Genomic DNA, 26,868 nt, shown 5'->3' on the forward strand with positions numbered 1-26,868 from the left:
TCTTAATCAGGAGCCTGCGGTGGAGCATATTGATCACATCCTTGTCGTCGATGACGACAGGGATATTCGTGAACTGATTGTCGATTACCTCGTGAAATCCGGCTACCACGCCTCTGGCGCGGCGAACGGGAAAGAGATGCGCGTAGTGCTCGACAAACAGCATATCGACCTGGTGGTGCTGGACGTGATGATGCCCGGTGATGATGGCCTGACGGTGTGTCGACAGCTGCGCAGCAGCAGGCATAAGGATCTGCCGATCCTGATGCTCACCGCGCGCAACGAGGACATGGACCGGATCCTGGGACTGGAGATGGGCGCCGACGATTATGTGGTAAAACCGTTTGTGGCCCGCGAACTGCTGGCGCGTATCAAAACTATCCTGCGCCGTTTTCGTACTATGCCGCCTAATCTTCAGGTGACCGAGGCAGGGCGCCTGGTGGTGTTCGGTGAATGGCAGCTGGATACCGTGGCGCGTCATCTGATTGATAACGAGGGGATGGTTGTGGCGCTCAGCGGGGCGGAATATCGCCTTCTGCGTGTATTTCTCGATCATCCTCAACGGGTGCTGACCCGCGATCAACTGCTGAACCTGACGCAGGGACGTGATGCCGAGCTGTTTGAGCGTTCGATTGATCTCCTGGTGAGCCGCGTGCGACAGCGCCTGAATGAAGATGCCCGCTCGCCAGCCTACATTAAAACCGTTCGCAGCGAAGGCTACGTTTTTACTATGCCGGTGACCATCGTCGAGGCCAATGAATGACGCTGTGGCCCCGCACCTTACTGGCCCGGCTGCTGATCATTGTGCTGCTTGGACTCTTGCTGGCTAACGCGCTCAGCCTGACGCTGGTCATGGTTGAGCGAATGCACAGCGCGCGCACGGTTATGCTGGGCAATCTTGAGAATGACGTGGCGACCAGCGTGGCCATTCTCGACCGGCTTCCGGCCAAAGAGCGGCCAGAGTGGCTGGAACGGCTCGGTCGCGGTAATTATCGTTATATCCTTGGTCCCGGCGAGGCAGGCGCTGCGCCAACGGACAAGCGCTCGCGGGATGCGATTCGCACCCTGAAAGAGACGCTTTCAGTTCAATATCCGCTCCAGTTTACGGCAGTGCCGGGGCCTGTTTCCCACATTCAGGCCCATCTGACGCTCCGCGACGGCGCACCGCTCACTATCGATCTGATCCCGCGCATGCCGCCAGTCGCCAGCTGGTTACCCGTGGTGCTGGTTCTTCAGTTGTTACTTGTCGCGCTCTGCTCCTGGATTGCCGTGCGCCAGGTTGTCCGGCCTTTCCTGCAATTCACGCGCGCGGTTGATTCCCTCGATCCTGCGGCCCATTCTCCTATGACTGAAAAAGGTCCGGTTGAGGTGCGACAGGCGGCGCAGGCTTTTAATGAGATGCAGTCGCGGATACAAACTTATCTGCGTGAACGTGCGCAGATTCTGGCGTCCATTTCTCACGATCTTCAGACGCCCATCACGCGTATGAAGCTGCGGGTCGAAATGGCGGATCAGCCCGAGCTCCACGATAAGTTGTTGAGCGACCTGGATAATATGTCGCGCCTGGTACGAGAAGGTATTGCCTATGCCCGGTCATCAGAATCACTGAAAGAGACCACGCTTAAGCTGGAGCTGAACGCGTGGGTTAACAGCATCGCCAGTGATTATCAGGACATTGGTAAAAACGTGCAGTTTCATGCACGCAGTACACGTCTGCCGATCGTCACCCGCCCCCAGGCATTGCGCCGGGTAATGACCAATCTGCTGGATAATGCGCTCAAGTTTGGCCATAGCGCGGTAATAGAGATTGATGAAGATGAAAGGCAGGTAGCGATCCGCATTATGGATAACGGCCCCGGCATCCCGGAGGCAGAACTGGGGGCGGTGTTACAGCCGTTCTACCGGGTTGAAACGTCGCGCAACCGCGAAACGGGCGGCACCGGGTTAGGCCTCGCCATTGCCGCGCAGCTCACCGCCCAGCTTGACGGGAAATTGCATCTTGCAAACCGGGCAGAGGGCGGGCTGGCCGTAAGCGTGACTCTTCCGCGCGTTTAATTGTACGCCTGTGTATCTGCGCGCCGTGCGGATACGAAGGCAGACAAAATTCAGTTTTTTGCACACGGCCTGAACACATTCGCAGGGTGAAATGACCTCACTGCACCTTCGCAGCAACTGTATCGTGAGGTCGTTATGTTTCTGATAATCGCTTTTTTAGGCGGCATGATTAGCCTGCTCAGTCCGTGCACGCTTCCCGTTATTCCTCTGCTGTTCGCCGGCTTTCAGGGGCAGCGCAAACACATTCTGGCGCTTCTGGCGGGAATGATAGTGATGTTCACGTTTGTGGCGATGGTAGTAACGGTTGCCAGTGACTGGATCGCTGACGCCACCGTTATCGGTCGCTGGATTGCGCTGCTGGTACTGAGCATTGCCGCCCTGGCCCTGATCTTCCCGCAGTTCGCTCAGCGCATTGCCAGCCCGGCGGTCAGCGCGGGGAACGTTCTTAACACCCACAGCGTTCAGCGACACGGCATGTTTTCGGCTTTTCTGGCAGGGCTGGCCGTTGGACTTCTGTGGTCCCCCTGTGCAGGACCGATTCTCGGGGCGATCTTCGGCATTAACATTACTGGCCACTCGGCCATCGCAACCGGAGCGCTGTTAGCCGCTTACGGCAGTGGGTGCGCGTTGATGCTGGGGCTGCTTGTCGCGGGGGGCCGTAAGCTGATAACCCCTCTGAGAGCCAAATCCGCATTGATGGCGCGTCTGCGTCAGGGCGCAGGGGTGATGATGTTAGCCGCCGTGGCTTTCAACGCCTCAGGAATGACGTCGGTCCTGAAAGGCGCCAGCGGTATTACCGACCAGCTGGAAAACGCTCTCTTGAGCCTTGCGCAACCAACCTCCACGCAGGTGAAACTGCGACCGATCGCTGACGCAATGCCGAGCAGCCAGCTACCGACATTAAGCGGCGGTACGGGCTGGGTAAACGGTGACCCTGTCACGTCTAAGGCCTTGCGGGGGAAAGTTGTGCTTATCGATTTCTGGACCTGGGACTGTATCAACTGCCAGCATACCCTTCCGCATGTTCGAGACTGGGCGAAGAAATATGAGTCACAAGGTCTGGTGGTGATTGGCGTCCACACCCCTGAATACCCCTGGGAAAAGCCGTTATCATCGGTGAAAAACGCGGTCAACGAATGGCAGTTGCCGTACCGCGTAGTGACGGATAATAACTACAAAATCTGGAGCGCGTTCGGTAATCAGTACTGGCCAGCACATTACTATTTCGATGCGAAAGGGCAACTGCGTTACACCTCGTTTGGCGAAGGCAACTACGACAAGCAGGAGGCTGTAATTCAGCATTTGCTCAAGGAAGCGCGTTCCTGATTCGGCTTACGGAACCCGCTGAGCAACCATAAACAGGCGCGGAAAAGCCAGCAGTATCTGCCCGTTCTCCTGGAGCGGATACTGCTCTTCCAGCAGCTCGAGGTAGCGTTTCAGAAAGTTTTGCTGCTCGCTCTCGTTGAGATCCTGTAGCCATGGCCGTAACCCCGTCGCGCTGACCCAGTCAATAATCGCCTGATGAGAGCTCATCTGATGAAAGTAGGTGGTGTGCCAGATATCCACGTCGCATCCCGCGTCCGTCAGAATATCATAGTAGGCATGAATACCCGGCAGCTGCTCGCGGCCACGATCGGGGTAGCCCTGTTCCCAGGCAACTTCACGCATCAGGGCGTGCGTCGGCTCAAGCCAGTTGTCAGGCATTTGTATCGCCAGCACGCCGTTTAACTGGAGCAGTGAAACCAGATGCGGCAGAAGGTGGTAATGGTCCGGGATCCATTGCAGGGAAGCATTGGCGTAGATCAGGCTGAGAGGCTGGTCAGGTTTGTAGTGACGGATATCCGATTCAACAAAGTGGCAGTCTGGCAGGGCCTGTCGGGCTTCCTCCAGCATCGCCGGGGAGTTATCCACACCGGCTATCTGCGCTGAAGGCCAGCGTTGTTTCAGCAGCGCGGTGCTGTTGCCTGGCCCGCAGCCCAAATCCACGCCAGAGGTTATGTCAGCAAGCGGCACCCGGGCCAGTAACTCAGCGGCGGGACGTGTGCGTTCTGCGCTGTATTGTAGATACAGAGAAGGATCCCAGTCGGCCATTTTCGCATCTCCATGTTGAGGTGTTCAGCAAGAATAGCACAGGCAAATACCTGCGCAGGGGCAGGTATCCGGATAAACGTGAGATTATAAAATGCCTTTCAGGGCCACGTGATAAAGCAGCATGATGGTTTTACCGTCGACGATCTGGCCATTCTCGATGTCACGAAGCGCGTCGTCCAGCTTCATTTCCAGCACGTCGATATCTTCCCCCTCTGCTTTAACGCCGCCGCCCGCGCTGGTCCGATCCTGCGGGTGATATTCCGCCAGATAGAAGTAGAGTTTTTCGGTAACGGAGCCCGGGCTCATATAGGCCTCAAAAATTTTCTCTACGCGCGTCACCTTATACCCGGTTTCCTCTTCCGCTTCGGCCTTAATCCGGCTTTCCGGGTCAAGGTTATCGAGCAACCCGGCAGCCGCCTCAATGAGATCCTCTTCGTGACCATTGATAAACACAGGGAAACGAAACTGACGTGTAAGAATGACTGTTTTGCTGGCGCGATTATAGAGCAGGATCGTCGCGCCATTCCCGCGGTCATACACTTCACGCTCTTGCCGCTGCCAGTCACCATCGCTGTGCTGGAGGTCAAAAGTGTATTTTTTCAGGTTATACCAGTTGTCGGACAACGTTTCGCTGTTGATGATGCGTATATCTGCACGTTTTGATTGCACGTTTGGCTCTCCTCTCGTAGAGTATGCATCATAAACAGCATTATCGTGTAATTACAATAATTATCGTGCAACATCAGGAATAATTCATGCTCACAAGTCAGCGTAAACAGTTGATTCTGGAAAAGCTGGAGGCGGAAGGCCAGGTCCAGTCAACTGCGCTCAGCCTCTTTTTCTCGGTGTCTGAGGACACTATCCGCCGGGATCTACGGGAACTGGCGGCAGAAGGGCGTTTGCAGCGTGTCCACGGCGGCGCGCTTCCGGCATCTTCAGCGATTGCGCCTTTTGCCGAGCGTCAGTCCGTTAAAATGGATGCAAAAAAACGCGTGGCACGTCGGGGCGCGCAGCTCATTTCACCGGGGCAGGTGGTGATCATTGATGGCGGGACGACCACCTCAGAACTTATTACCTTCTTGCCGCCAGATTTGCGGGTAACCGTGGTGACGCACAGCCCGGGTATTGCATTGGGGCTGGTCAACCATCCGTGCATAGAGGTGATCCTGATTGGCGGTCGTTTGTATAAACACTCCATCGTCACGGTCGGCGCGGCCGCTATTGAAGGCATCAACAATATTCATGCGGATCTGTTTTTCATGGGTGTCACCGGCGTGCATCCTGAGGCCGGGCTGACCACCGGAGATTATGAAGAAGCATGCATCAAACGTGCATTTTCCGGCAGAGCGGCGGAAACGGTGGTATTGGCCTCACCGGAAAAGATCAACACGGCCTCGGCGTTTGTGATTGGCGATTTGTCGCTGGTGAATACGCTCGTTGTTGAAAACACAACGGATGAACGCTGGGTCAACGCTATGAAAGAAAAGGGCGTTGCGGTGATCGCCAGCCAGTAAATATCCGCTTTTTTGCCAGCCTGACTGCGTGGCTGTCAAACAGACAAAGGTTATCCATCACGCGGATTCCTAGACTAAGGCTTTCATCTGTTTAAGGAAAAGCCATGAAAGCGATCTCCATTCTGGCGTATGGCGCGGACCCAACCGCGCAACGCCTGGCAACATCCGCCATTCAGCAGGCCATAAATAGTGCTCAACAGAACGATGTCATCGTTATTCCGCAAGGCCGTTTTCTGACCGGAGCGTTGTTTCTGAAAAGCGGTGTTTCACTTCGCCTGGACGCTGGCGCACAGCTCGTTGGAAGCCAGGATCTGGCTGATTATCCCCTGATAAATACCCGGGTGGCCGGCATTGATATGCGCTGGCCGGCAGGCATTATTACTATCATCGATTGTGAAAACGTCAGCATTACCGGTACAGGCACGATAGACGGGCAGGGTGCAATTTGGTGGCAACGCTACTGGGGCGATGACGAGCGCAGCGGCATGGTCGGCGATTACAGCGCAAGAGGATTGCGCTGGGTTGTTGATTATGACTGTCAGCGCCCGCGCAATATTCAGGTGGCATTGAACGCGTCCTGATAGAAGATAACGCGTTTAACGGAACGGGCGTCGGGTTTCGCATTAAATCTGTTCGCAACCGGGGCGGATTTATCCGTGATATCACCGTACAAAATCTACGGCTTACGGACGTGCGTTTTCCGGTGCTGATCCAGCTGAACTGGTTTCCGCAGTATAGCTATGGCGACCAGAGCAATTTATCTGATAAACCAGAACACTGGCGCAAACTGGCTGAAGGTGTTGAGGGCGAAGCCGGTCTTACTGCGGTCAGCGGACTGACGATTAAAAATATGACGGCGCGTCGATCAGACAGCAAATGCTTTTCGCGGGCATTTTTCATCGAGGGATATCCGGAGCGTCCTGTGGTCGGGTTAACGCTGGAGGGGATTTTGATTGACGCGTCAGAGTTCGGGAAAATTTCTGGTGTGGATGGGCTGCGCTTTAAGGATGTACAGGTGACTGCCGTGGAGATCACGCAAGACCGTAACGACAGTTATGAACGTTGATGGCACAGAACAGAGGGACATGGTGCGCGGAATGAGCAGAACAAGGATGGGTCTGAACCGGCTGGATTTACTCGTATTCAATATCAGTGCGCATAATGTATATTATGTTAAATGCGGTGGGTTTATTCTTTAGTTCATAAGTTCCTCTCTTTCAGGAACTTACCGATGAATCAGGCGATTGCCTAAATTTAGTTGTGGACTTACGATGACTTCATAATGCAAAAATTACGGGGCATCCGCAAAGTTCATGGCATATTCCATCTAACATTTATCGAGGAACAACCAGAGAACTCATCTCATAGTTGATGATGTGACTACCCTACCGGTTATGTTCGCCACAATTTATGGAATGAATGAACTGAGCAAGAAACATCTGGGGATTCAAGAAAACATTCTGTGTTCGCTGCGTTTCTTTTACGTCTATTACTATAAGAAGCACATACGAACATTTGACTACGATTTCTATCGGTCAGGCTACAATATCTCCTGTTTTATCACGCAGCTTGATGGCTTCTTTACCTACCTGCTCGGGAAGCAGCACTTTGTTGATGGCAAGAAAACTGAAGACGTGAAGTCATGGCGCGCAACTGCAGTATTTGAGCCTGGCAGGCTAATGACTTCTCGTCCTGACGACACATAAGGAATATGTAATGGATATCGCGCTTTTTCCCGGACAAAGTCGGCGTCAGTGGGCTGATACGATGATCAATCTGGAAGCCCGGAAGCTTGTTAATACCGCAAATATGGTCGCGGCCATGCATCTCAGCGATTCACTGACCCGACTGAAATTCGTGGATGAAATAAGACAGGTTGTAATGCAACAGTTTGACGTGGCGAGGCGAGCAAGGAACGATGAAGAATGCATTATCTGCCTGAAAAACCTTAGAGCTGAGAATGAGTACCTGCTTGAACAGTCGCGCATGCTGAAAACAGGCTATGCCCGGATCTACGCTGATATTCAGTATGTAACAGAGCAGAATAAAATAGTCGGGTATTTCATATCCGGAATTAAGGTCGTTCTTGCCGGCGTTCAGGCAGTGTTTGGCGGTGTTATGATCGCCACCATGACGCCTGCTGGTATGCTTGCCGGTGCCGTTCTGGTCGGTGATGCTCTTAATACGGTATCACGGGAGGCAGCCCGTCAGTTCCTGAATGAACCGGCTTCTGAGGGGATAATAGCGGACGGCGCTATGTCCATAGCGGAATTTATGGGGTTCAGTCGCGATGTTGGCCTGGGGATCTTTAATGCAACCACGCTTGCAGCCAGCGTTTATGGGGTGTTTGGTATGACTGGTAAAGCTGAGGCCTGGCGTCTTTTCCGTTATCTTCCCGGAGACTATTACCGCAAGGTGGAAACCATGTCTCCGGGCAAACTGACGATGAAGGTTATGGGATGGGGGGTCAGCGCGAAGGTGGTACTGGAACTCCTTACCCGTGATGACCGGAGTCGCTGATCTGTGTTCTCATCAGCTTCCATGATTTATAGCCAAGTCTGACCGGCATCACCAGAAGCAGAACAATTAGCAAAAAGACGACGGCAACCACACAGGAGATAACATGGCTGGCGCTGCCAAAGATCGCGGTGACCAAGGTGATGATGGCCATCCCGCCGGTGATCCAGGCTACCGACAGAAAATAACCGGCCAGATCCTTCAGAACCTTTTCCTGCGATTCCCCCGTCGCCTGGTGACGTTTGATTCGCTCGATATCCTTACTGGTGAATCCTGCCGCTATAAGTTCCTGGTTTTTCACTGTCATTCACGTCTCCTTTAACCTGATAAAAAGAATACACTATTTAAAAGATCGGTTCCTTGCTGCTTTTGTTTTAAACTTTCCGGATTGTTGTACTGGGGGGCAGTTTGGATCTAGAAAATAAACGCCGAGTATTCAAATGTTTAAAGTTTTAACCCGTCGCCTGCAATATTGTAATGAGGTGTCTGCCAGCATAAAAAATGCCGCCCCGATACAGTTGCAGCAGCTGAAGACGCAGTTGGCTGATGATATGGTTAAGCCCGTGGGGCTTCATACCATGGGTATTCCGGCAGCGGTTAGTACGCTCGGGGTGATTGTCAGTGTCGCCATTCCGCAACTGTGGCTGGGGTATGGCGTACTCACCGCGCTCGGCCAGCCAGCAGAGCGCGTTTTCGTGTGGGTTGTGCTGATCGCCCTGCTCTTTGCCGGCATCAACGGAGTGACGATGTTTATGATTGGCAAAGGTAGCATGCGCGCCGTGCGGTTACATCTTACGCTGGCGGTGCTAAGCCTGGTATTAACGGCAGCCTATCTGCTGGCTGCGCTGAGCGGTACTTCTTCTCCGGGCGTCAGCCTGACCGCGGCACTGGTAAGTATTGTCATGCTTGGGCTTAGCGGCAGCTGTATCCTCTCTACCGCTTTCTATAAGATGCTGCTATTTACTTTGCATAACAGAGTCTGGCGCAAGCTTATCAGCCAGACGGGCTGAACATTCATTCCATAAAATCCCGCCGCTACTGAGGAAGCCTGAGAAACAGTGTCCGTTCCTGAGTCTGCGATGCTTTAAAACCATGGTGGATATAAAACGCTTTGGCGTCCTCAGTGAGTGCATGAACCATGATCGCCCGCACCCCAATATTCTCTGCTACCCGATAACAGCGTAAAACCGCATCCTGGAGTAAATCGGCTCCCAACCCATTTCCGCGTATTGAGACATCGACAGCCAGACGGGCAAGAATAATCACGGGAATGGGATCCGGCATGTTACGCCGCAAATTACCTGTCGCTTCCGTATGGTTAACGCTGCCGGTAGCCAGAGAGTAAAATCCCGCGACCTGCTTTGTGCCCGTTTTACAAACGACAAACGTTCGGGCTGCGCCAAGCGCCTGGTTTTTCAGACCTCTTTGTTTTAACCATTCGTCAAGTACGGCCTCTCCACTGACGAACTCCGCCAGTTGATGGACGCTGGATAAGGGCTCTGGGGGGGTTACACGTCCCACTGAGGTTTCCTTGCCAGCAGTTTTTCTATGGCAGGATCGTCGGCGACCGGGGCATCGAGCATATCAATGAACTCTGCATACTGTTCATCGTTAAAATTGAATACACGCCGATCGAGGATCACATTTTCGGCTGCCTGACAGGCCATCTCCAGAATGAAGTCAGTACGTGATTTATGGAGGATCTCTGCGGCGGCATCGATAAGCGCCCGCTGGGATTCTTTGGCTCTAAGATTGAGTTGAACATCTGATTTCATGGGTATACCTCTTGTATAGCAATTGCTTTACAAGCATAGCATAAGCGGCGCGTATAGCAATCGCTATACAGGTCCCTTAATCATGTCTGACCTCTTCACTCTGCATATCGCAAGAATTTGCTCTCTCAGCCAGCGGTGCGCGGGATCGCGTTCCATTCTTGGGTGCCACATCTGTGATACCGTAATTAGACGGCTTTTGAACGGCAGCTCGAAAACCTGTACCTGGTCCGTTACCTGCTGATTGAGTAAATAGAGCGCGGGTATCATGGCGATAAGATCCGATGCCACCGCCACGGACAGCGCCGTCGGAAATCCCGGTACGACGCTCGCGATTTTACGTTTTGTTCCGAGTTCGGCCAGCGCATCGTCAACGGATCCGTGCAGTGCACCCTCGGGTGACGCTACCACATGGCCCCAGGCGACATAATCCTTCACCCCTATTTCTGCCTGCTTAGCCACCGGATGCCCCTTACGCACGACGCCCACAAACCGATCCTCAAACAGTCGTTGCAGCCGTATTTCAGGCCCCATATTACTCTGGACGCCAATCTCCAGATCAACCAGCCCTTCCCGAAGATAGCGCGACGTTTTTTCCGGCTTAGGCGCAAAGCGTATACAGACGTCCGGCGCGGCGTCGGCCACAGCCGCTATAAGCGCAGGCCCAAACGCCACCACAAAACCATCGTTTGCCCTGATGGTAAAAAGTCGCGCTAGGCTTCGCGCGCTGAACGTTTCAGTTGAGGGCTGTAATACCGCCCTGGCCTCGTGCACTGCACGCCTGGCATGGTCCCGGGTCGCTTCGGCCCACGGGGTCAGTACCATGTTACGTCCGGCGCGCACCAGAATCGGATCGCCAGTGACGTCGCGTAACCTGCTTAATGTCCGGCTCATTGCCGAGGTGCTGAGGTTCAGACGACGTGCCGCGCCTGCCACGCTCGCTTCGCTCAGCAATATGTCGAGTGCTATCAGCAAATTAAAATCGGGTTCTGACATCTCCTTCCTCCCTGCATATTCAGATAAGGCGTTTCATGCAACGATGAAGTGTAAATGGTGCGCCTTCCGCCCTGCAAAAGCCATCTTTATAGTTTTGTCATCCACACACTCTTCTCTAAGGACAACAAGATGATGCTTTTTTCCAGCCAACCCAGCGACGATGGACTGCCTGGCCCGACGCGCGCACGGGTGATGGCCGCGATAATGACCACCACGTTAATGGGCGTGTTTGATGGCACCATGATCAATATTGCCCTGCCCTCCATGGCTCAGGAGATGCAGGTGCCAGCCAGTTATGCCGTCTGGTTCGCCAACGGGTATCTGCTGGCGGCTGCAATGACGCTGGCGATATTCGCGGCGCTTGCGGCCCGCCTGGGTTATCGCCCCGTATTTCTGGCAGGCCTGACGACCTTTACCCTGACATCGCTGGGTTGCGCGCTGGCGAAAACGCCCGAAGTGCTTATCGGTATGCGCGTGCTTCAGGGGATCGGCGGCGCAGCGACGCTGAGTATTGCTCCCGCGATACTGCGGTCCGTATTTCCCGGACGATTGCTTGGCCGCATTCTGGGTTTGCACGCCCTGCTCATCGCCTCCAGCTCCGCTATCGGCCCGGTATTGGGCGGTACGATCCTTCACACCCTGAGCTGGCAATGGCTTTTTGCGATAAACGTTCTTCCCGGCACCCTCGCCTTGCTGCTGGCGGTCAAAGCGCTGCCGCGGGATGCGGTTCGAAAGCAAGCGCCCTTTGACTCCCTGGGCGCCATATTGTCGGCGCTGCTATTGGGTTCGACGATCGTGGCGGCGAACAGCCTCCAGGATGCTACTTATCACACAGGTAGTCTTTGCTGGACGGTTCTCGCTGCGCTGAGCGGCATGGCTTTTATCTGGCAGATCCGCCGCACGGATAACCCCTTACTGCCGCCAGCCATATTCAAAAATGAACGTTTTACCCTCGCGGCCTTAACGTCGATGATTGCTTTTGTCAGCCAGGGTATCACCTTTATTGCGCTACCCTTCCTGTTTCAGAGCGAATACGGCTACAGTCCGGTGATTTCTGCCCTGCTATTTACGCCCTGGCCGCTCGGGATCGTGCTGATTGCGCCGCATGCAGGCCGGTGGGCGGACACGATTTCAGCCCCGGTGATTTCAACCCTGGGGCTGATGATTTTTGTCGTCGGTTTGATTCTGCTGGCAACATTACCCGCCAGCCCTTCGATGTGGGATATCTGCCTGCGAAGCCTGGTTTGCGGGATGGGATTTGGCTGCTTTCAGAGTCCCAATAACCGGGAAATGCTCTCAAACGTTAGTCGTGACTATGCGAGCTATGCATCCGGTGTGTTATCCATTATGCGCACGTTCGGGCAGTGTCTGGGGGCCGCCGCTGTGGGCGTACTGCTGGCGACAAATGAGAGAGCAATTCATGCTGCACTGTGGATCGCTGCGGCGGCTTCTGCGGTAGCGGTCATCGTCAGCGCGAGCCGACTGCGTAAAATCACTCATCCTGCGGAAACAGGTTGAGCGAGCAAAAGCTCCCGGGTCGCATCTTCAAAATTAGGGCGCGGCCCGTACACCACTTTTACATGCTGTAATTCATTAATGATTTCATTACTGATGTCGTGACCATAATCCACTGTAGAGGCGCTATCTTTATTGAAAACGACCGAATAGTGATGATCTATTCTGTATTTTTCAACGGTATCAGATATGACTCGCTGGCTTATATGCCGCAGGCGACCCTGCTCTGCCCGCAGTTGCGTGTTTTTACTCATATCATCGATCGCTTTCATTTCACGGCGCAAGGGTTCTGGCAGAGCGTAATATTTTTTCTCAACTTCAAGCGCGGATTTTTTAGCTAATGCGAGAAGTATTTCGTTCTGCTTTTTTTCCTGTGCCAGTAACGGTGATTCACGCAGGATCCGCTTGTAAGAAATACATGCAACCCCTTTTTGTCCGGCGTGAGGCTTAAGGTGACCGTTAAAAGAATATAATCCTACAAGACACACAAAAATTAACAGAATGAATGAAAAGCGTGGCTCAGACCGTTTAGTAATCATTGTCAGTTCCACCGAATAAATAGGGTCGCAGAGGAAATGTACACGACAGAAACACATAACGGTAGCGCAGAGGTGTACAAAAATAAACCGCAGCGCTACCCCCTTTCATGATCAAAGGTATCAATTATATTTAAGGGTGATTGTCCCGGTGGCATTTGCTTGCCCTGGCGTGACAACGTCACTGGTTTTGTAATACCACGCTTTAAAACGTAAGGTTTCAGACTCTCCGGCCCCGCCTGTATTTGCCGGATCGCTATAGGTGGTTGCGGAGCCGATATCAGCAAGCGCGGTACCATCGGCAGCCAGCCCACTGCCTTGTGATGCGGCTTTTACACGACTGGAATTAAAAGCTGGCACCTCCTGACCAATGGCCCAGTAGGTAAAACTGCGTAGCGCCGGTTGATAGGCTGATATCACGACCCCCACACCGGTCGCCGTCGTACCCGATTCAGACTGGTCTAAAGCAATCACTGAACCATCATCGTTGTCGCCCTCGGCAAGCGGCCCGTTGATGGTCAAGGTCACGTTGGTGCCTGGCTGACAGCTCAGACCAACATCCTGTTCGGGTCCTTCCACCATCTTAAGATTATCAAACGCAGAGGTATCCACATCGCCCATATTAAACAGCAGGGAAGAAACGGATGCTGAGCATCCCATCGCATAGACTTCTATCTGCGTATTTGACAAATAGACTTCTGACGCATTATCACCGTTATCCGAACTGCTCTGCCCTTCACGAAATTCCACCGTCGCCAGTTTGCCGCTCTCAAGGGCCAGATTACCGCTCGGGATTGTACCCCCCGTCGCAATCAACTGCACACGATAGGCCGAGCCCGCCAGCGTATGGCTGCTCTCGCCATCGCCGGACTGCCATGAGTTATCAACCGCACGTTCATAATCATACGGACCGGCCTGGTTAAGCGTGTAGGTCTTAATGCCGATACCCGGTATCGTGGTCGGGTAGATATTATCTCCCACCGGCGACGCCGACGCTAAATGAGTCGGGTTATAATGAAATCCTACGTAATAATCCCTGCTACAGTTTTTAATCGTGACATCCCCATCCGTCCCGCTGATATATCCAGAATCGTATAACACTTCGCCAAAGGTATAATTTTTCGCACTGACCAACAGTTTCGAGGGTAATGGGATCGTCGTAACGGTAACATCATCGCCGTTATCCCGGTTACAGGCTGCATGACTTAATAGTGGGACTGTCCCCAGCAATAACACCAGATAATATAAATATTTTGACATGAAATTAGTCTGCTCACTTAAGCTCAGTTATAAACAACATTCAATGTAATCGCACTGCTGAATGCACCCGGTGTTGGGGTCCCATGTGGGGTATACATTCGGGCAGTAAAAGTCATCGCGCCGGTTTGGTTTTCGAGCGCAACCGGGTAGCTCACGCCGTTGGCCAGCGCGACACCGCTGATGGGATGTTCGTGGTCACGGATAAACAACTGAAGGCCGACATCGGTCGCTCCGCCTGCATCTGCCGCTACCTGATTGGCGTAAATGACAGAAGCATAAGCCGGATCTTCAGCGTAAGGTGCGCCTGTAAAGGTAACCGTTGCCTGGCTTAACCCTGCGGTGCAGCTGTCAAACGCGATGGTCACTGGCACATTTCCTGTGTTCCCCCCCGCTACGGCAAAGTCTTTCCAGTAATATTTCCCGAGGTCGACTGCCTCCGGTTTGGTGACGTTACATGAGCCATCAATAATGTTTCCGGTGACATGGAACTCAATATCATTGCGATCGGTGTACGCCATTGCCGGCGACACGCTCAGCATGAATACCATTCCCGGGCCGATGAGCGATTTAAGGCCGGAACGGAGAAAAATGAAGCGTGACATTAATTTGCTCCCGATACGGGATGGCAAACCCCGTTGATGAATAAAATATCGGCCTCTGTTTTTGCGCCGGCAAGTGTGTAATCAACGGCGCACTGCTTGTTCGCCGCCTCCCCCCACTTAACAATTAACCGCCCTTTCTCGGCGAGCCCGACGAGATACACTTCCCCGCCGTCGCCAACAATACTGCTGCGCGTGTCATCCGACTCGCCGCTGGTTTGTGTTACTACTGCGCCAAACGGCACCGGTTTACCGTTGTAGGTCAGCGTCATCATCGCCTTTTGTCCAATCCAGGTGTTGTACTTCACGCGTACTACCGCCCCTTTGGTCGGCACCACGGTTTTGGCGATGTTATCAATGGCCGCGGAAGTATCGCTGGCATCCACTGTGTTGAGTGAGATCGAATTGCTGTGATACGGACGAACGTACGGCACAATGGCGTTACCGAAATAATCGGTATGAACGTTCGTCTGCCCGTTGATCGGCATACCGGAAACACCCGGTGTTTCAACCAGCGCTACGCTATCGTTCAGCTGACGCGCCAGGGTGATACCGTCGCGATGCAGCACCATGCCCCCGCGCAGGCTGTAATTCACTCGTCGGCTGTAATCGTCGTAGCTATAGCCTGCGGACATATCGGCATAAGTACTTTGATAACCCACAGTGACATTGCCGTTAGTAGCTTCAGAATCGGCGTTATAGCCTTCTGAAACCTGCCAGTTCAGCTGGTTTTCCTGCATCGCGGTACCGGAAATTCCGATGTTGTGCGTGGTATCGCCGTTTTTACTACTGTTCATCGAATAGTTAGCCGAAACAGACCGGGCCGCTTCACTGTGGCTGAAGGCGCTGAACGGTACGCTCAGGTTAAGCGAGAAGACGTTATCGTCGTCGTAGTTATCGGAATCGTTATTGTGACCGCCATTGACGTTTTTAGAGTGGGCATAGTTCAGCGAGTACGACACCGGTCCAAGCGTGCTGCTGAAGCCCAGGTTCATGGAGTCCGCATGTTCACTGTTCCAGTAAGAGGCGTCGTACATGCTCAGTGACAGGGTGCCGAAAGGCAACGTCTGTGAGATTGTCACATCAAAACGGTTTCGCTCCCGGCCATTATCAATAGTGCTATTGCCCGGATCCCAGTCATTGAGGAAGTCCTGAAACGAAAGATAACCCCGGGTTGAAAATTTATAACCGGCGACGGCAATATCGGTGTTGGTTTGCTGAAGCGTCTTACTGTAGCGCACGCGATACGACTGGCCGCTATGGTGTTCCTGTTGTCGCATGTTGTCCGGCTGCGGAATATCCGCCCACGACTGGGAAATATCAAATGAGAGCGCTCCGGCGCTGCCCATATTAAAACCGGTTCCGGCAATCAGGTTGGAATAATTGTCTTCCGCCTGAATATAGCCGCCGTAAAGCGTGATCCCTTTTCCGACGCCCCAGGCCGCTGATCCCTGAATAAAGTTAAAATCCTCTGCACGTGAACCCGACCCGTCCTGACGGGTTTTGCCCGCCACCAGGCCATACTGCACCTGACCTTCACGTTGCAATACCGGCAGCGTGGCGTAAGGCACAATAAAGCTACTTTGCGTACCGTCGGACTCTTTGATCACCACCTGCAGATCGCCGGAGCTGCCGGTCGGATACATATCGCTGAATTCAAACGGTCCCGGCGGCACGGTAGCCTTATAAATGCTGTGACCGTTCTGGTATACCGTCACTTCGGCATTGCTGCGGGCTATACCGCGTATTACCGGGGCGAAGCCTTGCATGCTGTCCGGCTTCATATCGTTATCCGAGTACATCTGCACCCCGGTGAAACCGACGCTATCAAAAATGCCGCCGCGCGTGGTTCCTTGTCCCAGCACCAGCTGGCTTTTAAGAGATTTAATATCCCGTGAGGCGTAGGTATACACGGAATCCCAGTCATTTTCGGATTCGGAATGGGTATAGGTGGAATAGTTGCGAAAGCGCCAGGCGCCTACGTTCAGCCCCGGTTGCAGGCTTAGAAACTGATTACTGCTGTCGGTGCCGTTGCGCTGATGCAGATCCTGTTGACCCGAGACGCTGTAATTAAGTAAACCCGCCGTGATCCCTTCATCCCAGCGCTCCGGTGAAACATAACCCCTTGCGGTGTTAAATAAAGCAACCTGCGGCAGGATCAGGTCGAAACGCTGCTGCACCAGATCGATTTTTTCGTCCGCGCCGGGGATGGCATACAGATCCACACATTCGCTGGCTTTTTCCTGTTCGCCAAAATAGTTATCGACACGAACGTTCCAGGCTTTCAGCTGAGTGACGTTTAAGCATACCCCTGTGCGGTCTGACGTAGGGGCACTTTTCAACCGTCGAAAAGAGAGGGTTTTACTGTCTACCAGATTGCCGTTGATAAAAATGTCGACGTTATAGTCCCCGGGCGGCACCTCATCTTTGGCAAACAGACTGAGATCCATTGCTGGCACTTCTGCGCTGTCTGTTTCCAAAAGATGAGGGTTGAAATGTTCCTGCGCACGTGCGCTGAAAGAACTAAAGACAACACTGAGCCCGAGCCCTAAAGAAAGGACGTAGGTTTGTTTCACTTTTTCCATTGTAACCCTGTATCCGTGCGGGAGACTTACGGTGTCGATTAATATGAGGTGACTTTGTCCGGGCCTTTCACGCCATAATCATTAATAAGCGACCAGGTTACTTTGCCGTGAGGTGACATAACACCTTCAGAAATACTCAACGTGGAGAATGGCGCGACAAAATACTGTCCGCTTAACGCCTGGTGATTAATTTCAATTCGTGAGAAGTTCATATAAAAAGGTGTCGGGTTATTGACCTGTAAACCCTTCGCGGTCAGGTTCCACTTAAGCTTTTCCGCACTGGATTCTGGCGTCTGCCCCTGTAATGCTGCCGGACGGTAGATCAGCTTAATCTTTGAGTTGATGGCAATTTGCATCGTATTTTTACCTTCACTACCGTCGGTAGCGGGGATCCCTTTCACGTTCAGCCATAACAGCGATTCACGATCTTCCGGAACAGGTAAACCTGAACGCACAATACGAATTGACGCTTTTTTCCCGGCTTCCAGACGGAATAGCGGTGGCGTAATAATCATATTTTCTTTTTTTAACGGGCTGCCTTTAGCCGGGCTAATCCACGACTGTACCAGGTTAGTAACCTTGTCAGAGTTTTCAACGGACAAAGAGGCGGCCTGGCGGGAGCCATCAAAAATAACCCGCGTACTCCCGGTAACAATACTGGCGGACGCGTTCAGGCTGGCGGCGCTGGCCACGCAAAAAATAACAGCGGCGATGGGTTTCATAATGCACTCACAAACTAAAAAGGAGGGTTTCCCCTCCTGCGGAATCAGTTATAACGGACGTTATAGGTAATAACAGCGTTAACATCGCCGGCAACGGCCTGCCCGGTGGCAATCATCTGCGCGGTATAGGTTTGACTCGCTGTGCCATCGGTGAAAGTAATAGGATCGTTATCTGCATTATTTTTGACGATGGTACCATTTGAGCCGCCCTGCTTGAGCTGAACGGCCACGTTGGTTGCCGCACCCAGCGTAGCAGTGTTTGCAAAATAGGATGGATCGGCTGCAACAGCATCAACAGGGCCTGAGAAGACAATATTTGCAGTCGTGCTGGTTGGACAGTTATTCAGGTCGAACACAAACTGTTTTGGCGCGCCAAGGTCGCCTTTTGTAGCGAGGTCGGTTGCCGCCGTTGAGCCCAGATCAACGGTCGCATTTGCCGTGCCGCCATCAACGGCAATATCACAACCCTGATCGAGCACCGTTCCATTAAATGTGATAGTGTTAGAAGCCGTCGCCGCGCTCGCGCCACAGAAAGTGAGAATAAGCGTCGCACCAATTTTAGTCAGTTTCATTCGTTGATATCCCAATAGAAATAATAAATATCTTCATTTTTATTCCTGCCAGGACGAGACAATAACAAAGTAGCTCCACTGAACTCACAATGAATAATGCACCGTTTGTGACAAGGCAAATATAAACCCTCAGGCAGGAATTAGATTCGCAACATCAATAAACGACATCAGCAAACCCGAAGTAAGGTTACAAGAAAGTTACGGAGTTTCGTAAAATAAAGTAATTTAATTTTAGACAACCTTTTGTTATGGCCTGGATTGGCATTTTGTTAGCATTCGCGCTGTTTTTTCTGAGCAATAACGCCACCGGCAGTGTTGCTAGCAGCATATCCAGACTGACATATTTGAGCGAATGAGAGCAATAGGCATGATCAACAAAAAAAACATGATCGCGTTAACCCTTTGTGGCCTGATGATGGCAAGTGGCAGTGCGCTGGCGGGCCTTCCTTCTGGTGACAGCGACAATAATATTAATACCAACCCAGAGAACGATGCGGGGACTCAGGGCACGGGCGGCGTAGTCCATTTTACCGGTAAGATTACCGATGCATCCTGTAATATCACCACCGACTCAGCAGGGCAAACCGTTGAATTAGGCACCTGGGCTGCAAGCTACTTTGCCACCCAAAAAGAGACCACGCGCACGCCTTTCCAGATTTCAGTTGAAGGTTGCCCGGATTCCGTTAAAACCGTTGCCGTGTTGTTTGATGGTAACAAAGATGCGAATGATAATACCCTGCTGGGTTTAAATTCCTCCGTGGACAGCGATGGCAATACGGCGACTGGCGTTGCCGTTAAACTCTATGAAAGCGACCGTAACACGCAGATTAAAATTGGTGATATTTCTCAGAGTATCGACCTTGCCGAAGGGGAAGATTCAAAAACACTCAATTTCTACGCCAATTATAATGCCACCACCGATGTCGTCAGCACCGGAGAAGCCGACGCAGATGCCAATTTCCTGATGGTTTATAACTGATCGACTGATGATAAGCAGAGCTTTCTCTGCTTATCTTTTTCCTCTACGGGGATCTGAAAATGAAGAAACTCACCGCGGCCCTGTTCTTTTATTCGCTCGGCATGAGTCTGTCAGCACACGCGGGGGTTGTGATGGGCGGTACGCGTGTTGTGTACCTTGAGGGGCAAAGAGAAGTGGCATTTTCCATTACCAATATGGAAAAAGAAACCCCTTATCTTATTCAGTCGTGGATTGAAAATATTGACAGTAAGAATAAAACCGCTCCGCCCTTTATCGTGACGCCTACGTTATTTCGTTTAGATGCGGAACAGAAAAACTCGCTGCGCATCAATTATCTTGGAACGCCATTACCCACTGACCGGGAATCTGTTTTTTGGCTTAACATCAAAAATATTGCCCCGAGCAAAAAAGCAAACAGCAACAAATTGCAGATTAACGTGAAGTCAAAATTCAAGTTATTTTTCCGTCCCGCAGGGTTGAAAGGCAATGCCGAACTTGCCTACAAAAAATTAAAATTTACCTGTCGTAATAATACGCTTAGCGCACACAACCCCTCGCCCTGGTTTGTATCGTTTTACAAGGTCAGCGTTGGGAACACCGACGTTGAAATGCCGGGAATGATTGACCCCTTCTCCGATCGTCAATGGCACATTCCCTGCTCGGGGACCATTCGCTGGCAGGCGATCAACGATTACGGCGGGCTGACGAGAGTCGCCACGCAATCCTGACGCTGTGACAACACGCCTTTGGCGAATGTAGCCAACGACCGCACATGCATTCTCTCGTCCCACGCAATTTACCCCGCATTTATACGCTCGCGATGCTTGCGGGTGCGGTCACGTCTGGCATTCATGTGCGCCGGGCACAGGCCGATGAGTACTTCGATCCTCAGGCGCTGGAGATCACAGCAGATCAGCAGCAGGCTAGCGACTTAAGCTATTTTTCCCGACAAGGCGGTCAGCAGCCGGGACATTATCGTGTCGCGGTTGTTGTTAACCAGACGCAGCGGGATGAGCGCGAAATTGCATTTGTCGATACCGGGGGAACGCTCTCACCAGTCCTGAACCTGGCGTACCTCAAGAGACTTGGGGTAAACATCGCGGCCTTCTCTTCGTTCGATGCGCTGCATGACGAGGAGACATTTACGGACATCGGCAAATATATTCCCGATGCGTCGACGCATTTTGACTTCACCCATCATCGGCTGGTTTTCAGCATTCCGCAGGCAACCATGTTGCAAAAAAGTGCCGATTATATTCCTCCCGAACAGTGGGACGACGGCATCCCCGCTGCTTTTGTCGATTACAATCTTACGGGCTCGACAACCAACATCGACAATATTCATGACAACAGCAGCTATCTGAGCCTGCGATCCGGTATCAACCTGGGGGCGTGGCGTTTACGCAATTACGCCACGTTTGAATATGGTAATACCCATCACTGGCAGTCTCAGGGAACATCCCTCCAGCGGGCCATTACGCCGCTGAAGAGCGCGTTAACAATAGGGAATGCCTACACGTCTGGCGAGGTTTTTGACAGTTTTCAGTTTACGGGGCTTCAGCTTGCCTCGGATGAGAATATGCTGCCGGACAGCCAGCGCGGTTTCGCGCCCACGATCCGCGGCGTCGCTCACAGCAATGCCCGCGTCAGCGTTCGCCAGCACGGTTACACCATCTATGAAACCTATGTTGCGCCTGGCGCATTTGTTATTAGCGATCTCTTCCCCACTTCGCAAAGCGGCGATCTTGAGATCACGGTGCATGAAAGTGATGGCAGCGAACGCACGTTCACCCAACCCTACTCCTCGGTGGCCTTTATGCTACGGGAGAAACGACTGAAATTCAGCGCCAGCACCGGACGGTATAACAGCCCTGACGCCGAGGGCGACACCCCGCCGTTTGTTCAGGCCTCCGCCTTTTACGGATTGTCTTCAAGCCTGACGCTGTACGGCGGAGCGGAGCTTTCCGGCCACTATCAGGCTCTCGCGCTGGGATTAGGTAAAGATTTTGGCCGGTTTGGGGCACTGGGTGTGGACACCGTTGCGGCGAAAGCACACCTCAGTGATGACAGGCTGGCCCTCGGGCAGCAAATACGCGCTCAGTACCAAAAAAATCTCGCTGAGACGAACACGTCGCTCACCCTTTCGACCAGCCATTACACGACGCATGACTTTTACAGTTTCAGTGAAGCAAATGATGACAGCGACCCAGACCAGCACGTGCATAACCGGCGTAACCGCACACAGTTCAGTTTGACGCAGGATCTCGGTGCGCTGGGCAATATCAGCGCATCCTTTTACCGTCAGGATTACTGGAACGCCTCGGCGGTCGATCAAACCGTCCATCTTGGCTATTACGCTAACTACAAAGGGGTGTCGTTGAGTGTTGGGTATTATCTCACCCGCTCAAGCGCTGATGATAGCGACAACGAACGGGCGATAAACCTTAGCATCAGCGTCCCACTCAGCCGCTGGTTACCCGGCGCAACAACCAGCTACAGCCTCAACAATAACCTTGATGGCCATACTACCCGGCAGGTTTCGCTGTATGGTACGGCCCTGGCCCACGATCGCCTGAACTATAACCTCCAGCAGGGCTTCGACAACCAGGCCAATACCGCGAACAGCAACCTTGCGCTGGCTTATCACGGCGGTTATGGCAGCGCCAGTCTCGGGTACAGCCACGATCGCTATAGCAACCGCGTGAACTACGGCGCGGCAGGCGGCATTGTGGCAACACAGTATGGGGTGACGTTGAGCCAAAGCCTTGGGGATACCCTGGCGCTGATCCGCGCTGACGAGGCGTCGGACGTTCAGGTTGAAGGGGCGACCAATGTTCACACCGACTCCCGAGGTTATGCAGTGATGCCAACCTTATCGGCGTATCACAAAAACACCATTTCGCTGGATACCGAAACGCTGGCAGAAAATGTCGATCTGGACCAGAACAGCAGAACGATTGTGCCGACCAGCGGCGCGGTCGTCCTGGCGAATTACCATACCCACGTGGGCATCAGAACGCTCATCACCCTTACGGCACACGGGCGCCCGCTTTCATTTGGCGCCAGCGCGTATGTCTCGAACGGGACGTCTGCGAAATCAAGCGTCGGCATCGTTGGCGAAGCAGGACAGGTCTATCTCAGCGGCGTGCCGCTACGCGGGACCTTGCATGCCAGCTGGCGGCAGAAAGGCCAGGATATGCGCTGTAGCGCCCCATTACGCCTTCCGGATACCGCTGGCCGCACTCCGGTCACGCTTATGAACCTTCAGTGCCAATAACTTACTGAGATACCTGTGAACAATATCAACCGTTTAATCAATCTCCTGATGCTCGCTTTTTTGCTGATTCACGCTACGGCAAGGGCGTCTCAGACCTGCCCGCCGACCATGGGCGATGCGGTCATTAACTTTCAAAACTACTCGATCACTGATAACCCATCGATCCCTCCGGGGTCGATGCTTTCAGGCGCTATCCTGGGCCAGGAAAACCGCTCGTTTTATAACTGTCCTGAGGGAACCGGCCCGGTAACGATGCGCTTTGTAGCCAATAACGCCTTAACCGTAGCGCCCGTCAGCGGCGTGGCGCCGAACGGTACGGGCGCCCCGGCCTCCGTTTATGACGTGCCAGATATTCCCGGCGTCGGGTTTGCGGTGGGCATTCGCGAAACCACGCACTGTGCAGCCGAACCCGTGCATTACATCGCCTCGGGGGATGACAGCGTTGCGATTTGCAGCACAAACGATCCCTCGCAAATGGCGACCCAGTTCTTCGTCGTGTTTTATAAAACCGCGCAGGAGATTGTCTATGAACAGCCGAACAGCGGGCAAATTCGCGCAGGAACGCTGATTCTGGAGGATGCTAACGGCGCGGTGATATCTGAAGCTGGCGTGACGGTGGAAGTCGCTGCCGCCGACCTGAAAGTGCATAAATCGAGCTGTTATATCTCGGATAACAATATCACCGTCAATATGGGACAAAGTAGCGTAAGCGATCTCAACAAAGGAATGGATGGGGATAAACACCGCTTCATCATCCCTCTGGTCTGTGACGCATCCCAAACGGCAGCGGTGAAGATCGGGTTCTTTGGTCCGACTGAAAAAGACGCGCAGAATCACGATGTGCTGGCGCTAAGTCAACAGGAGAGCGCCGCTACCGGCGTGGGGATCCGCATTCTGTATGGCGATAACTACGGTGCCGCCAGAGGCACAACCGTTCCTCTCAACAGCACCGGTGTCGAACCTTTTGCCAACGCTGCCCGGCAGACCGCGTTTTCCCTGGATTACGACGCACAATATGTGCGCACCGAAACCCAGGCCACCGCGGGGCTGGCAGACAGCCTGGCGACATTTAGTCTGATATACAACTAAGCGCTACTCCAGTGCCAGCAGCGCAAAACTCGCCAGCCAGTGCCCGCCGCTGTAGTGACTGCCGACAACATGCTCCACGCTTGCCGAGAGATGGCGCGCAACGGCATCGCGTAATGGCTTCCGGGCGTGATGATTTTCTGGCAGGGCGCGGGCAATGTGCTTCATACACCAGGCACGGCTGAGGTTGAGACCGTCCAGATGCGCGATTTTCGGGTCGGTGCGATCGCTCACCTCAGCCGGGTTCATGAGCGCAGAAATGGCGCCCACTTCAGGCAGAAACGCATCGAACCAGGCCGGGAAATCCTCCACCACCTTACTCATCAGCAGGGCCTCGGTCAGCGCTCCGGAGATATACTCGTCGCCACCCGGCTCATAATGCGCAGGATAATGCGTGTCCGCGAGGTAAAACCGCGTTGCCGCGTCCAGGATGGCGCGCTCAAGCGTGTCATCGTTCACCGTCCGGGCATAATCCAGCCCCAGCGCGAGCGCAAACGCCGTGTTGTAGTGCGTCCCGACGCGGATCGGATAGGTAAGCTTGCTGAGGTAATCCACCAGCCGCTGGCGAATATCCCGCGTTAACGGTTGCAGCGTCTGGTACCAGCGCTCCGCCTGCGGCAGTGACGATTGTTTCAGCTCCTGCGCCAGCGCCAGCAGCCAGCCGTAGCCATAAGGTCGCTCAAACGACGCGCGGAACGGCGCGGTAAAATAGGCCAGCTCCATCGCCACCTTCTCGTCGGTCAGGTGTTCTTCGAAGAGAGTGATGATCTCTTCCCGACACGGCAGTTCGGGCCAGAGACGCAGGCAGCGCAGCAGCAGCCAGTAGCCGTGCACCGCAGAGTGCCAGTCAAAACAGCCGTAAAAGATCGGGTGCAGCTCGCGAGGCGGCAGAACGTCGCCGTCATCGTTGAGCAGATGCATAATGTGGTTCGGATATTCCTGACGTAAATAGGTCAACGGCATTCTGGCGAAGGCGTCAGCCTGATGTTGCGTTAATTCCATTGCAGCTCCTTAGCGAAACACGAGGAAATACATTAAGAACACGTTCACCACCAGCAAGGTTAACGCGGTCGGGATCTGGATCTTGATAACCTGATATTTGTCTTTTAGCTCCAGCAGCGCGGCGGGCACGATGTTGAAGTTGGCGGCCATCGGTGTCATCAGCGTGCCGCAATAGCCTGCGTACATGCCGATAGCCAGCAATGGTGCCGGGTTACCGTGATGGACGTTAATCAGGAATGGCAGAGCGATACCGGCGCTTAACACCGGGAAGGCAGCGAAGGCGTTGCCCATAATCATGGTAAACAGCGCCATCCCCACGCAATAAATGACCACCAGCATGAAGCGGCTGTCCGGGTTCACAAACAGGCTGACCACCTTTTGTACCGATTCGCCGGTATTCGCCACCACAAACACCCCGCCGAGCATGGCGAGCATCTGCGGCAGGATCACCGCCCAGCCAATGGTATCGACCAGCCGACGCGACTGACGAACCGCATGCAGCGGCGTACCTTTTGTCAGCCACCAGCCGGTGAGGATAGCCGCCACACAGGCCACGCACAGCGCCGCCAGCGTAAGCTGCTTCTGGTCGAGCAGATAGACACCGCCAATCGACACGCCTTTCAGAAACAGCGTCCCGATGACCGTCACCACCGGGATCATCAGCGCGGGCAAGAATAGCCAGTTTTTCAGCCGGTGTGATGAGGCAACCCGCTCCTCCTCGGTGGACATTTTATAATGCCCCTTCCCGACCAGCCCGAAACCGGCCAGTAGCGCAATCACGATAACGGCGCCGCCAATAATGCGATACGCCAGCGACTTACCCAGCTCCTGCACCATCAGATCGCCAAACAGGAAGATCCCGCCAAACAGAAACCAGAACAGCGCGGTGGTATAGCGTTTCGGGTTAGCGCGATCGCGAAGGGTCATCACAACCAGCAGCATCACGACAAAGCCGATCAGGTAGTACACGCGGTTAATGGTGATAAAGGTCATCATGGTGCGATCTCCTGCGTACCCTGCTCTGCTCTCCAGGCCATCACGTCGCGACGAATGCTGGCGTCGAGGCGCAGCAGACGCGTCATATGGATGATCAGTGCCGCAATAGCGGTCGGAATGGCCCACAGGCCGATATGCAGCGGTTCGATCCCCTCGATCCCGTTCTCTTTCAGGAACGCATCAATCAGCAGTACCGCGCCAAAGGCGATAAAGATATCTTCCCCAAAGAAAACCGCGATATTGTCACACGCGGCGGCATGGGCTTTGATTTTGTCGCGGATAGTCTGCGGCAGTTCGCCGTATTCATTCAGGGCCGCCCCTTCGGCCATCGGCGCCAGCAGAGGACGCACCGTTTGTGCGTGGCCGCCAAGCGACATCAGGCCCAGCGCAGCCGTCCCTTCGCGGGCAACAAAGTAGAGCATCAGGATACGCGCCGAGGTGGCGCTGGCGATCTTCGCGACCCAGGCCTGGGCGCGCTCTTTCAGCCCGTAATACTCCAGCAGGCCAATCACCGGCAGGATCAGAATGAAAGTGGCGAGCGATCGGCTATTCACGAACTTTTCGCCAAAGGTTTCCAGCAGCATACCGAAATCCATGCCAACCAGCAGGCCCGTTGCCAGCCCCGCCACCACGACAACCAGCAGCGGGTTGAAACGCAGTGCAAAACCAATAACCACCACCGGAATCCCGATAAGTGGCAACAGTGTAGAACTGTCCATAAACGTTACCCTATCCAAAGTGAGCGTTGCGCGCCGACGGCTATTTTTTATACTTCGCAGCAGAGCGAAGCCGGTGCA

At 53.6% G+C, this 26,868-nt stretch carries 27 protein-coding genes and 1 pseudogene; 13 read left to right on the forward strand and 15 right to left on the reverse strand.

The window, feature by feature from the left end; genetic code table 11:
• The first annotated feature begins 19 nt into the window (after nucleotides 1-19).
• The 3 genes from ACQG2Q_RS11915 to ACQG2Q_RS11925 all read left to right on the forward strand — a co-directional run bounded on the left by ACQG2Q_RS11915 (nucleotide 20) and on the right by ACQG2Q_RS11925 (nucleotide 3,378).
• A complete protein-coding gene (locus ACQG2Q_RS11915) occupies nucleotides 20-760 on the forward strand; it encodes a response regulator (protein ID WP_023300109.1) in 741 nt (246 codons plus the stop codon).
• Nucleotides 757-2,052, forward strand: coding sequence for an ATP-binding protein (locus ACQG2Q_RS11920; protein ID WP_032624255.1), 1,296 nt, complete (start codon nucleotides 757-759; stop codon nucleotides 2,050-2,052). Before ACQG2Q_RS11915 ends, ACQG2Q_RS11920 begins: the two co-directional genes overlap by 4 nt.
• A gap of 135 nt (nucleotides 2,053-2,187) precedes the next feature.
• Nucleotides 2,188-3,378 (forward strand): cytochrome c biogenesis protein/redoxin, encoded by a 1,191-nt coding sequence (locus ACQG2Q_RS11925; RefSeq protein ID WP_063849046.1) that lies wholly within the window; start codon nucleotides 2,188-2,190, stop codon nucleotides 3,376-3,378.
• A 6-nt stretch (nucleotides 3,379-3,384) separates the two neighbouring features.
• Here ACQG2Q_RS11925 and tam read toward each other — a convergent pair whose 3' ends face one another.
• Nucleotides 3,385-4,143, reverse strand: coding sequence for a trans-aconitate 2-methyltransferase (tam, locus tag ACQG2Q_RS11930; RefSeq protein WP_096216754.1), 759 nt, complete (start codon nucleotides 4,141-4,143; stop codon nucleotides 3,385-3,387).
• A gap of 84 nt (nucleotides 4,144-4,227) precedes the next feature.
• Nucleotides 4,228-4,812, reverse strand: a complete 585-nt coding sequence (locus ACQG2Q_RS11935) for a GDP-mannose pyrophosphatase (protein ID WP_096216755.1) — start codon at nucleotides 4,810-4,812, stop codon at nucleotides 4,228-4,230.
• A gap of 86 nt (nucleotides 4,813-4,898) precedes the next feature.
• On the opposite strand from ACQG2Q_RS11935, the gene ACQG2Q_RS11940 reads away from it, so the two are divergent.
• From ACQG2Q_RS11940 to ACQG2Q_RS11955, 4 genes and pseudogenes are all read left to right on the forward strand, one after another.
• On the forward strand, nucleotides 4,899-5,657 hold the full coding sequence (locus ACQG2Q_RS11940; RefSeq protein WP_022648129.1) for a DeoR/GlpR family DNA-binding transcription regulator: 759 nt from the start codon (nucleotides 4,899-4,901) through the stop codon (nucleotides 5,655-5,657).
• 104 nt (nucleotides 5,658-5,761) lie between these two features.
• Nucleotides 5,762-6,723, forward strand: a pseudogene (locus ACQG2Q_RS11945) (glycoside hydrolase family 28 protein).
• Between the two features lie 349 nt (nucleotides 6,724-7,072).
• The gene (locus ACQG2Q_RS11950; protein ID WP_232934494.1) at nucleotides 7,073-7,363 is read left to right on the forward strand and encodes a hypothetical protein; all 291 of its coding nucleotides are present in this window, start codon (nucleotides 7,073-7,075) and stop codon (nucleotides 7,361-7,363) included.
• A 10-nt stretch (nucleotides 7,364-7,373) separates the two neighbouring features.
• Entirely contained in the window at nucleotides 7,374-8,177 is an 804-nt protein-coding gene (locus tag ACQG2Q_RS11955) for a DUF4225 domain-containing protein (RefSeq protein ID WP_063849047.1), read from the forward strand.
• Here ACQG2Q_RS11955 and ACQG2Q_RS11960 read toward each other — a convergent pair.
• Nucleotides 8,152-8,481 (reverse strand): hypothetical protein, encoded by a 330-nt coding sequence (locus ACQG2Q_RS11960; RefSeq protein ID WP_063849048.1) that lies wholly within the window; start codon nucleotides 8,479-8,481, stop codon nucleotides 8,152-8,154. The genes ACQG2Q_RS11955 and ACQG2Q_RS11960 overlap by 26 nt on opposite strands.
• A 133-nt stretch (nucleotides 8,482-8,614) precedes the next feature.
• Between ACQG2Q_RS11960 and ACQG2Q_RS11965 the strand changes: the two genes are divergently transcribed.
• Complete coding sequence (locus ACQG2Q_RS11965) at nucleotides 8,615-9,184, forward strand: hypothetical protein (RefSeq protein ID WP_063849049.1); 570 nt, start codon at nucleotides 8,615-8,617, stop codon at nucleotides 9,182-9,184.
• Nucleotides 9,185-9,209: 25 nt separating this feature from the next.
• Here ACQG2Q_RS11965 and ACQG2Q_RS11970 read toward each other — a convergent pair whose 3' ends face one another.
• From ACQG2Q_RS11970 to ACQG2Q_RS11980, 3 genes are all read right to left on the reverse strand, one after another.
• A complete protein-coding gene (locus ACQG2Q_RS11970; RefSeq protein ID WP_063139083.1) occupies nucleotides 9,210-9,695 on the reverse strand; it encodes a GNAT family N-acetyltransferase in 486 nt (161 codons plus the stop codon).
• Nucleotides 9,683-9,949 carry a DUF1778 domain-containing protein gene (locus ACQG2Q_RS11975; RefSeq protein ID WP_003857131.1) on the reverse strand — a complete coding sequence of 89 codons (267 nt, stop codon included), beginning with the start codon at nucleotides 9,947-9,949 and terminating at the stop codon, nucleotides 9,683-9,685. Before ACQG2Q_RS11975 ends, ACQG2Q_RS11970 begins: the two co-directional genes overlap by 13 nt.
• A gap of 63 nt (nucleotides 9,950-10,012) precedes the next feature.
• Entirely contained in the window at nucleotides 10,013-10,942 is a 930-nt protein-coding gene (locus ACQG2Q_RS11980) for a LysR family transcriptional regulator (protein WP_426759170.1), read from the reverse strand.
• Between the two features lie 129 nt (nucleotides 10,943-11,071).
• Here ACQG2Q_RS11980 and ACQG2Q_RS11985 point away from each other — a divergent pair, with 129 nt between their 5' ends.
• A complete protein-coding gene (locus ACQG2Q_RS11985; protein WP_063849050.1) occupies nucleotides 11,072-12,460 on the forward strand; it encodes an MFS transporter in 1,389 nt (462 codons plus the stop codon).
• On the opposite strand, the gene ACQG2Q_RS11990 is transcribed toward ACQG2Q_RS11985, so the two are convergent.
• From ACQG2Q_RS11990 to ACQG2Q_RS12015, 6 genes are all read right to left on the reverse strand, one after another.
• Complete coding sequence (locus tag ACQG2Q_RS11990) at nucleotides 12,439-12,996, reverse strand: OmpH family outer membrane protein (protein ID WP_023300131.1); 558 nt, start codon at nucleotides 12,994-12,996, stop codon at nucleotides 12,439-12,441. The genes ACQG2Q_RS11985 and ACQG2Q_RS11990 overlap by 22 nt on opposite strands.
• A gap of 120 nt (nucleotides 12,997-13,116) precedes the next feature.
• A complete protein-coding gene (locus tag ACQG2Q_RS11995) occupies nucleotides 13,117-14,253 on the reverse strand; it encodes a type 1 fimbrial protein (protein WP_063849051.1) in 1,137 nt (378 codons plus the stop codon).
• A gap of 23 nt (nucleotides 14,254-14,276) precedes the next feature.
• Entirely contained in the window at nucleotides 14,277-14,855 is a 579-nt protein-coding gene (locus ACQG2Q_RS12000; RefSeq protein ID WP_063849052.1) for a fimbrial protein, read from the reverse strand.
• Nucleotides 14,855-17,437: a fimbria/pilus outer membrane usher protein gene (locus tag ACQG2Q_RS12005; protein ID WP_063849053.1), complete on the reverse strand. Its 2,583-nt coding sequence runs from the start codon at nucleotides 17,435-17,437 to the stop codon at nucleotides 14,855-14,857. Before ACQG2Q_RS12005 ends, ACQG2Q_RS12000 begins: the two co-directional genes overlap by 1 nt.
• A 38-nt stretch (nucleotides 17,438-17,475) precedes the next feature.
• On the reverse strand, nucleotides 17,476-18,159 hold the full coding sequence (locus ACQG2Q_RS12010; RefSeq protein ID WP_022648148.1) for a fimbria/pilus periplasmic chaperone: 684 nt from the start codon (nucleotides 18,157-18,159) through the stop codon (nucleotides 17,476-17,478).
• Nucleotides 18,160-18,203: 44 nt separating this feature from the next.
• The gene (locus tag ACQG2Q_RS12015; RefSeq protein WP_022648149.1) at nucleotides 18,204-18,731 is read right to left on the reverse strand and encodes a fimbrial protein; all 528 of its coding nucleotides are present in this window, start codon (nucleotides 18,729-18,731) and stop codon (nucleotides 18,204-18,206) included.
• 367 nt (nucleotides 18,732-19,098) lie between these two features.
• Here ACQG2Q_RS12015 and ACQG2Q_RS12020 point away from each other — a divergent pair, with 367 nt between their 5' ends.
• The 4 genes from ACQG2Q_RS12020 to ACQG2Q_RS12035 are packed head-to-tail and all read left to right on the forward strand — an operon-like array spanning nucleotide 19,099 to nucleotide 24,076.
• Nucleotides 19,099-19,710: a fimbrial protein gene (locus ACQG2Q_RS12020; RefSeq protein WP_022648150.1), complete on the forward strand. Its 612-nt coding sequence runs from the start codon at nucleotides 19,099-19,101 to the stop codon at nucleotides 19,708-19,710.
• Nucleotides 19,711-19,769: 59 nt separating this feature from the next.
• Entirely contained in the window at nucleotides 19,770-20,438 is a 669-nt protein-coding gene (locus ACQG2Q_RS12025) for a fimbrial biogenesis chaperone (protein WP_023300135.1), read from the forward strand.
• 44 nt (nucleotides 20,439-20,482) lie between these two features.
• On the forward strand, nucleotides 20,483-22,987 hold the full coding sequence (locus tag ACQG2Q_RS12030; RefSeq protein ID WP_426759172.1) for a fimbria/pilus outer membrane usher protein: 2,505 nt from the start codon (nucleotides 20,483-20,485) through the stop codon (nucleotides 22,985-22,987).
• A 15-nt stretch (nucleotides 22,988-23,002) separates the two neighbouring features.
• Nucleotides 23,003-24,076, forward strand: a complete 1,074-nt coding sequence (locus ACQG2Q_RS12035) for a fimbrial protein (protein WP_022648153.1) — start codon at nucleotides 23,003-23,005, stop codon at nucleotides 24,074-24,076.
• Nucleotides 24,077-24,079: 3 nt separating this feature from the next.
• On the opposite strand, the gene ACQG2Q_RS12040 is transcribed toward ACQG2Q_RS12035, so the two are convergent.
• Genes ACQG2Q_RS12040 through ACQG2Q_RS12050 form a run of 3 tightly spaced genes read right to left on the reverse strand, consistent with a single transcriptional unit; the run spans nucleotide 24,080 to nucleotide 26,790 of the window.
• Nucleotides 24,080-25,075, reverse strand: coding sequence for a DUF2891 domain-containing protein (locus ACQG2Q_RS12040; RefSeq protein ID WP_063849055.1), 996 nt, complete (start codon nucleotides 25,073-25,075; stop codon nucleotides 24,080-24,082).
• Between the two features lie 9 nt (nucleotides 25,076-25,084).
• A complete protein-coding gene (locus ACQG2Q_RS12045) occupies nucleotides 25,085-26,071 on the reverse strand; it encodes a DUF979 domain-containing protein (protein WP_038416071.1) in 987 nt (328 codons plus the stop codon).
• Nucleotides 26,068-26,790 (reverse strand): DUF969 domain-containing protein, encoded by a 723-nt coding sequence (locus tag ACQG2Q_RS12050; RefSeq protein WP_022648156.1) that lies wholly within the window; start codon nucleotides 26,788-26,790, stop codon nucleotides 26,068-26,070. Before ACQG2Q_RS12050 ends, ACQG2Q_RS12045 begins: the two co-directional genes overlap by 4 nt.
• Nucleotides 26,791-26,868: the final 78 nt, after the last annotated feature.

Origin of the sequence: Enterobacter cloacae complex sp. 370H10 (assembly GCF_050031535.1) — a bacterium.
GTDB classification, from domain to species: domain Bacteria; phylum Pseudomonadota; class Gammaproteobacteria; order Enterobacterales; family Enterobacteriaceae; genus Enterobacter; species Enterobacter intestinihominis.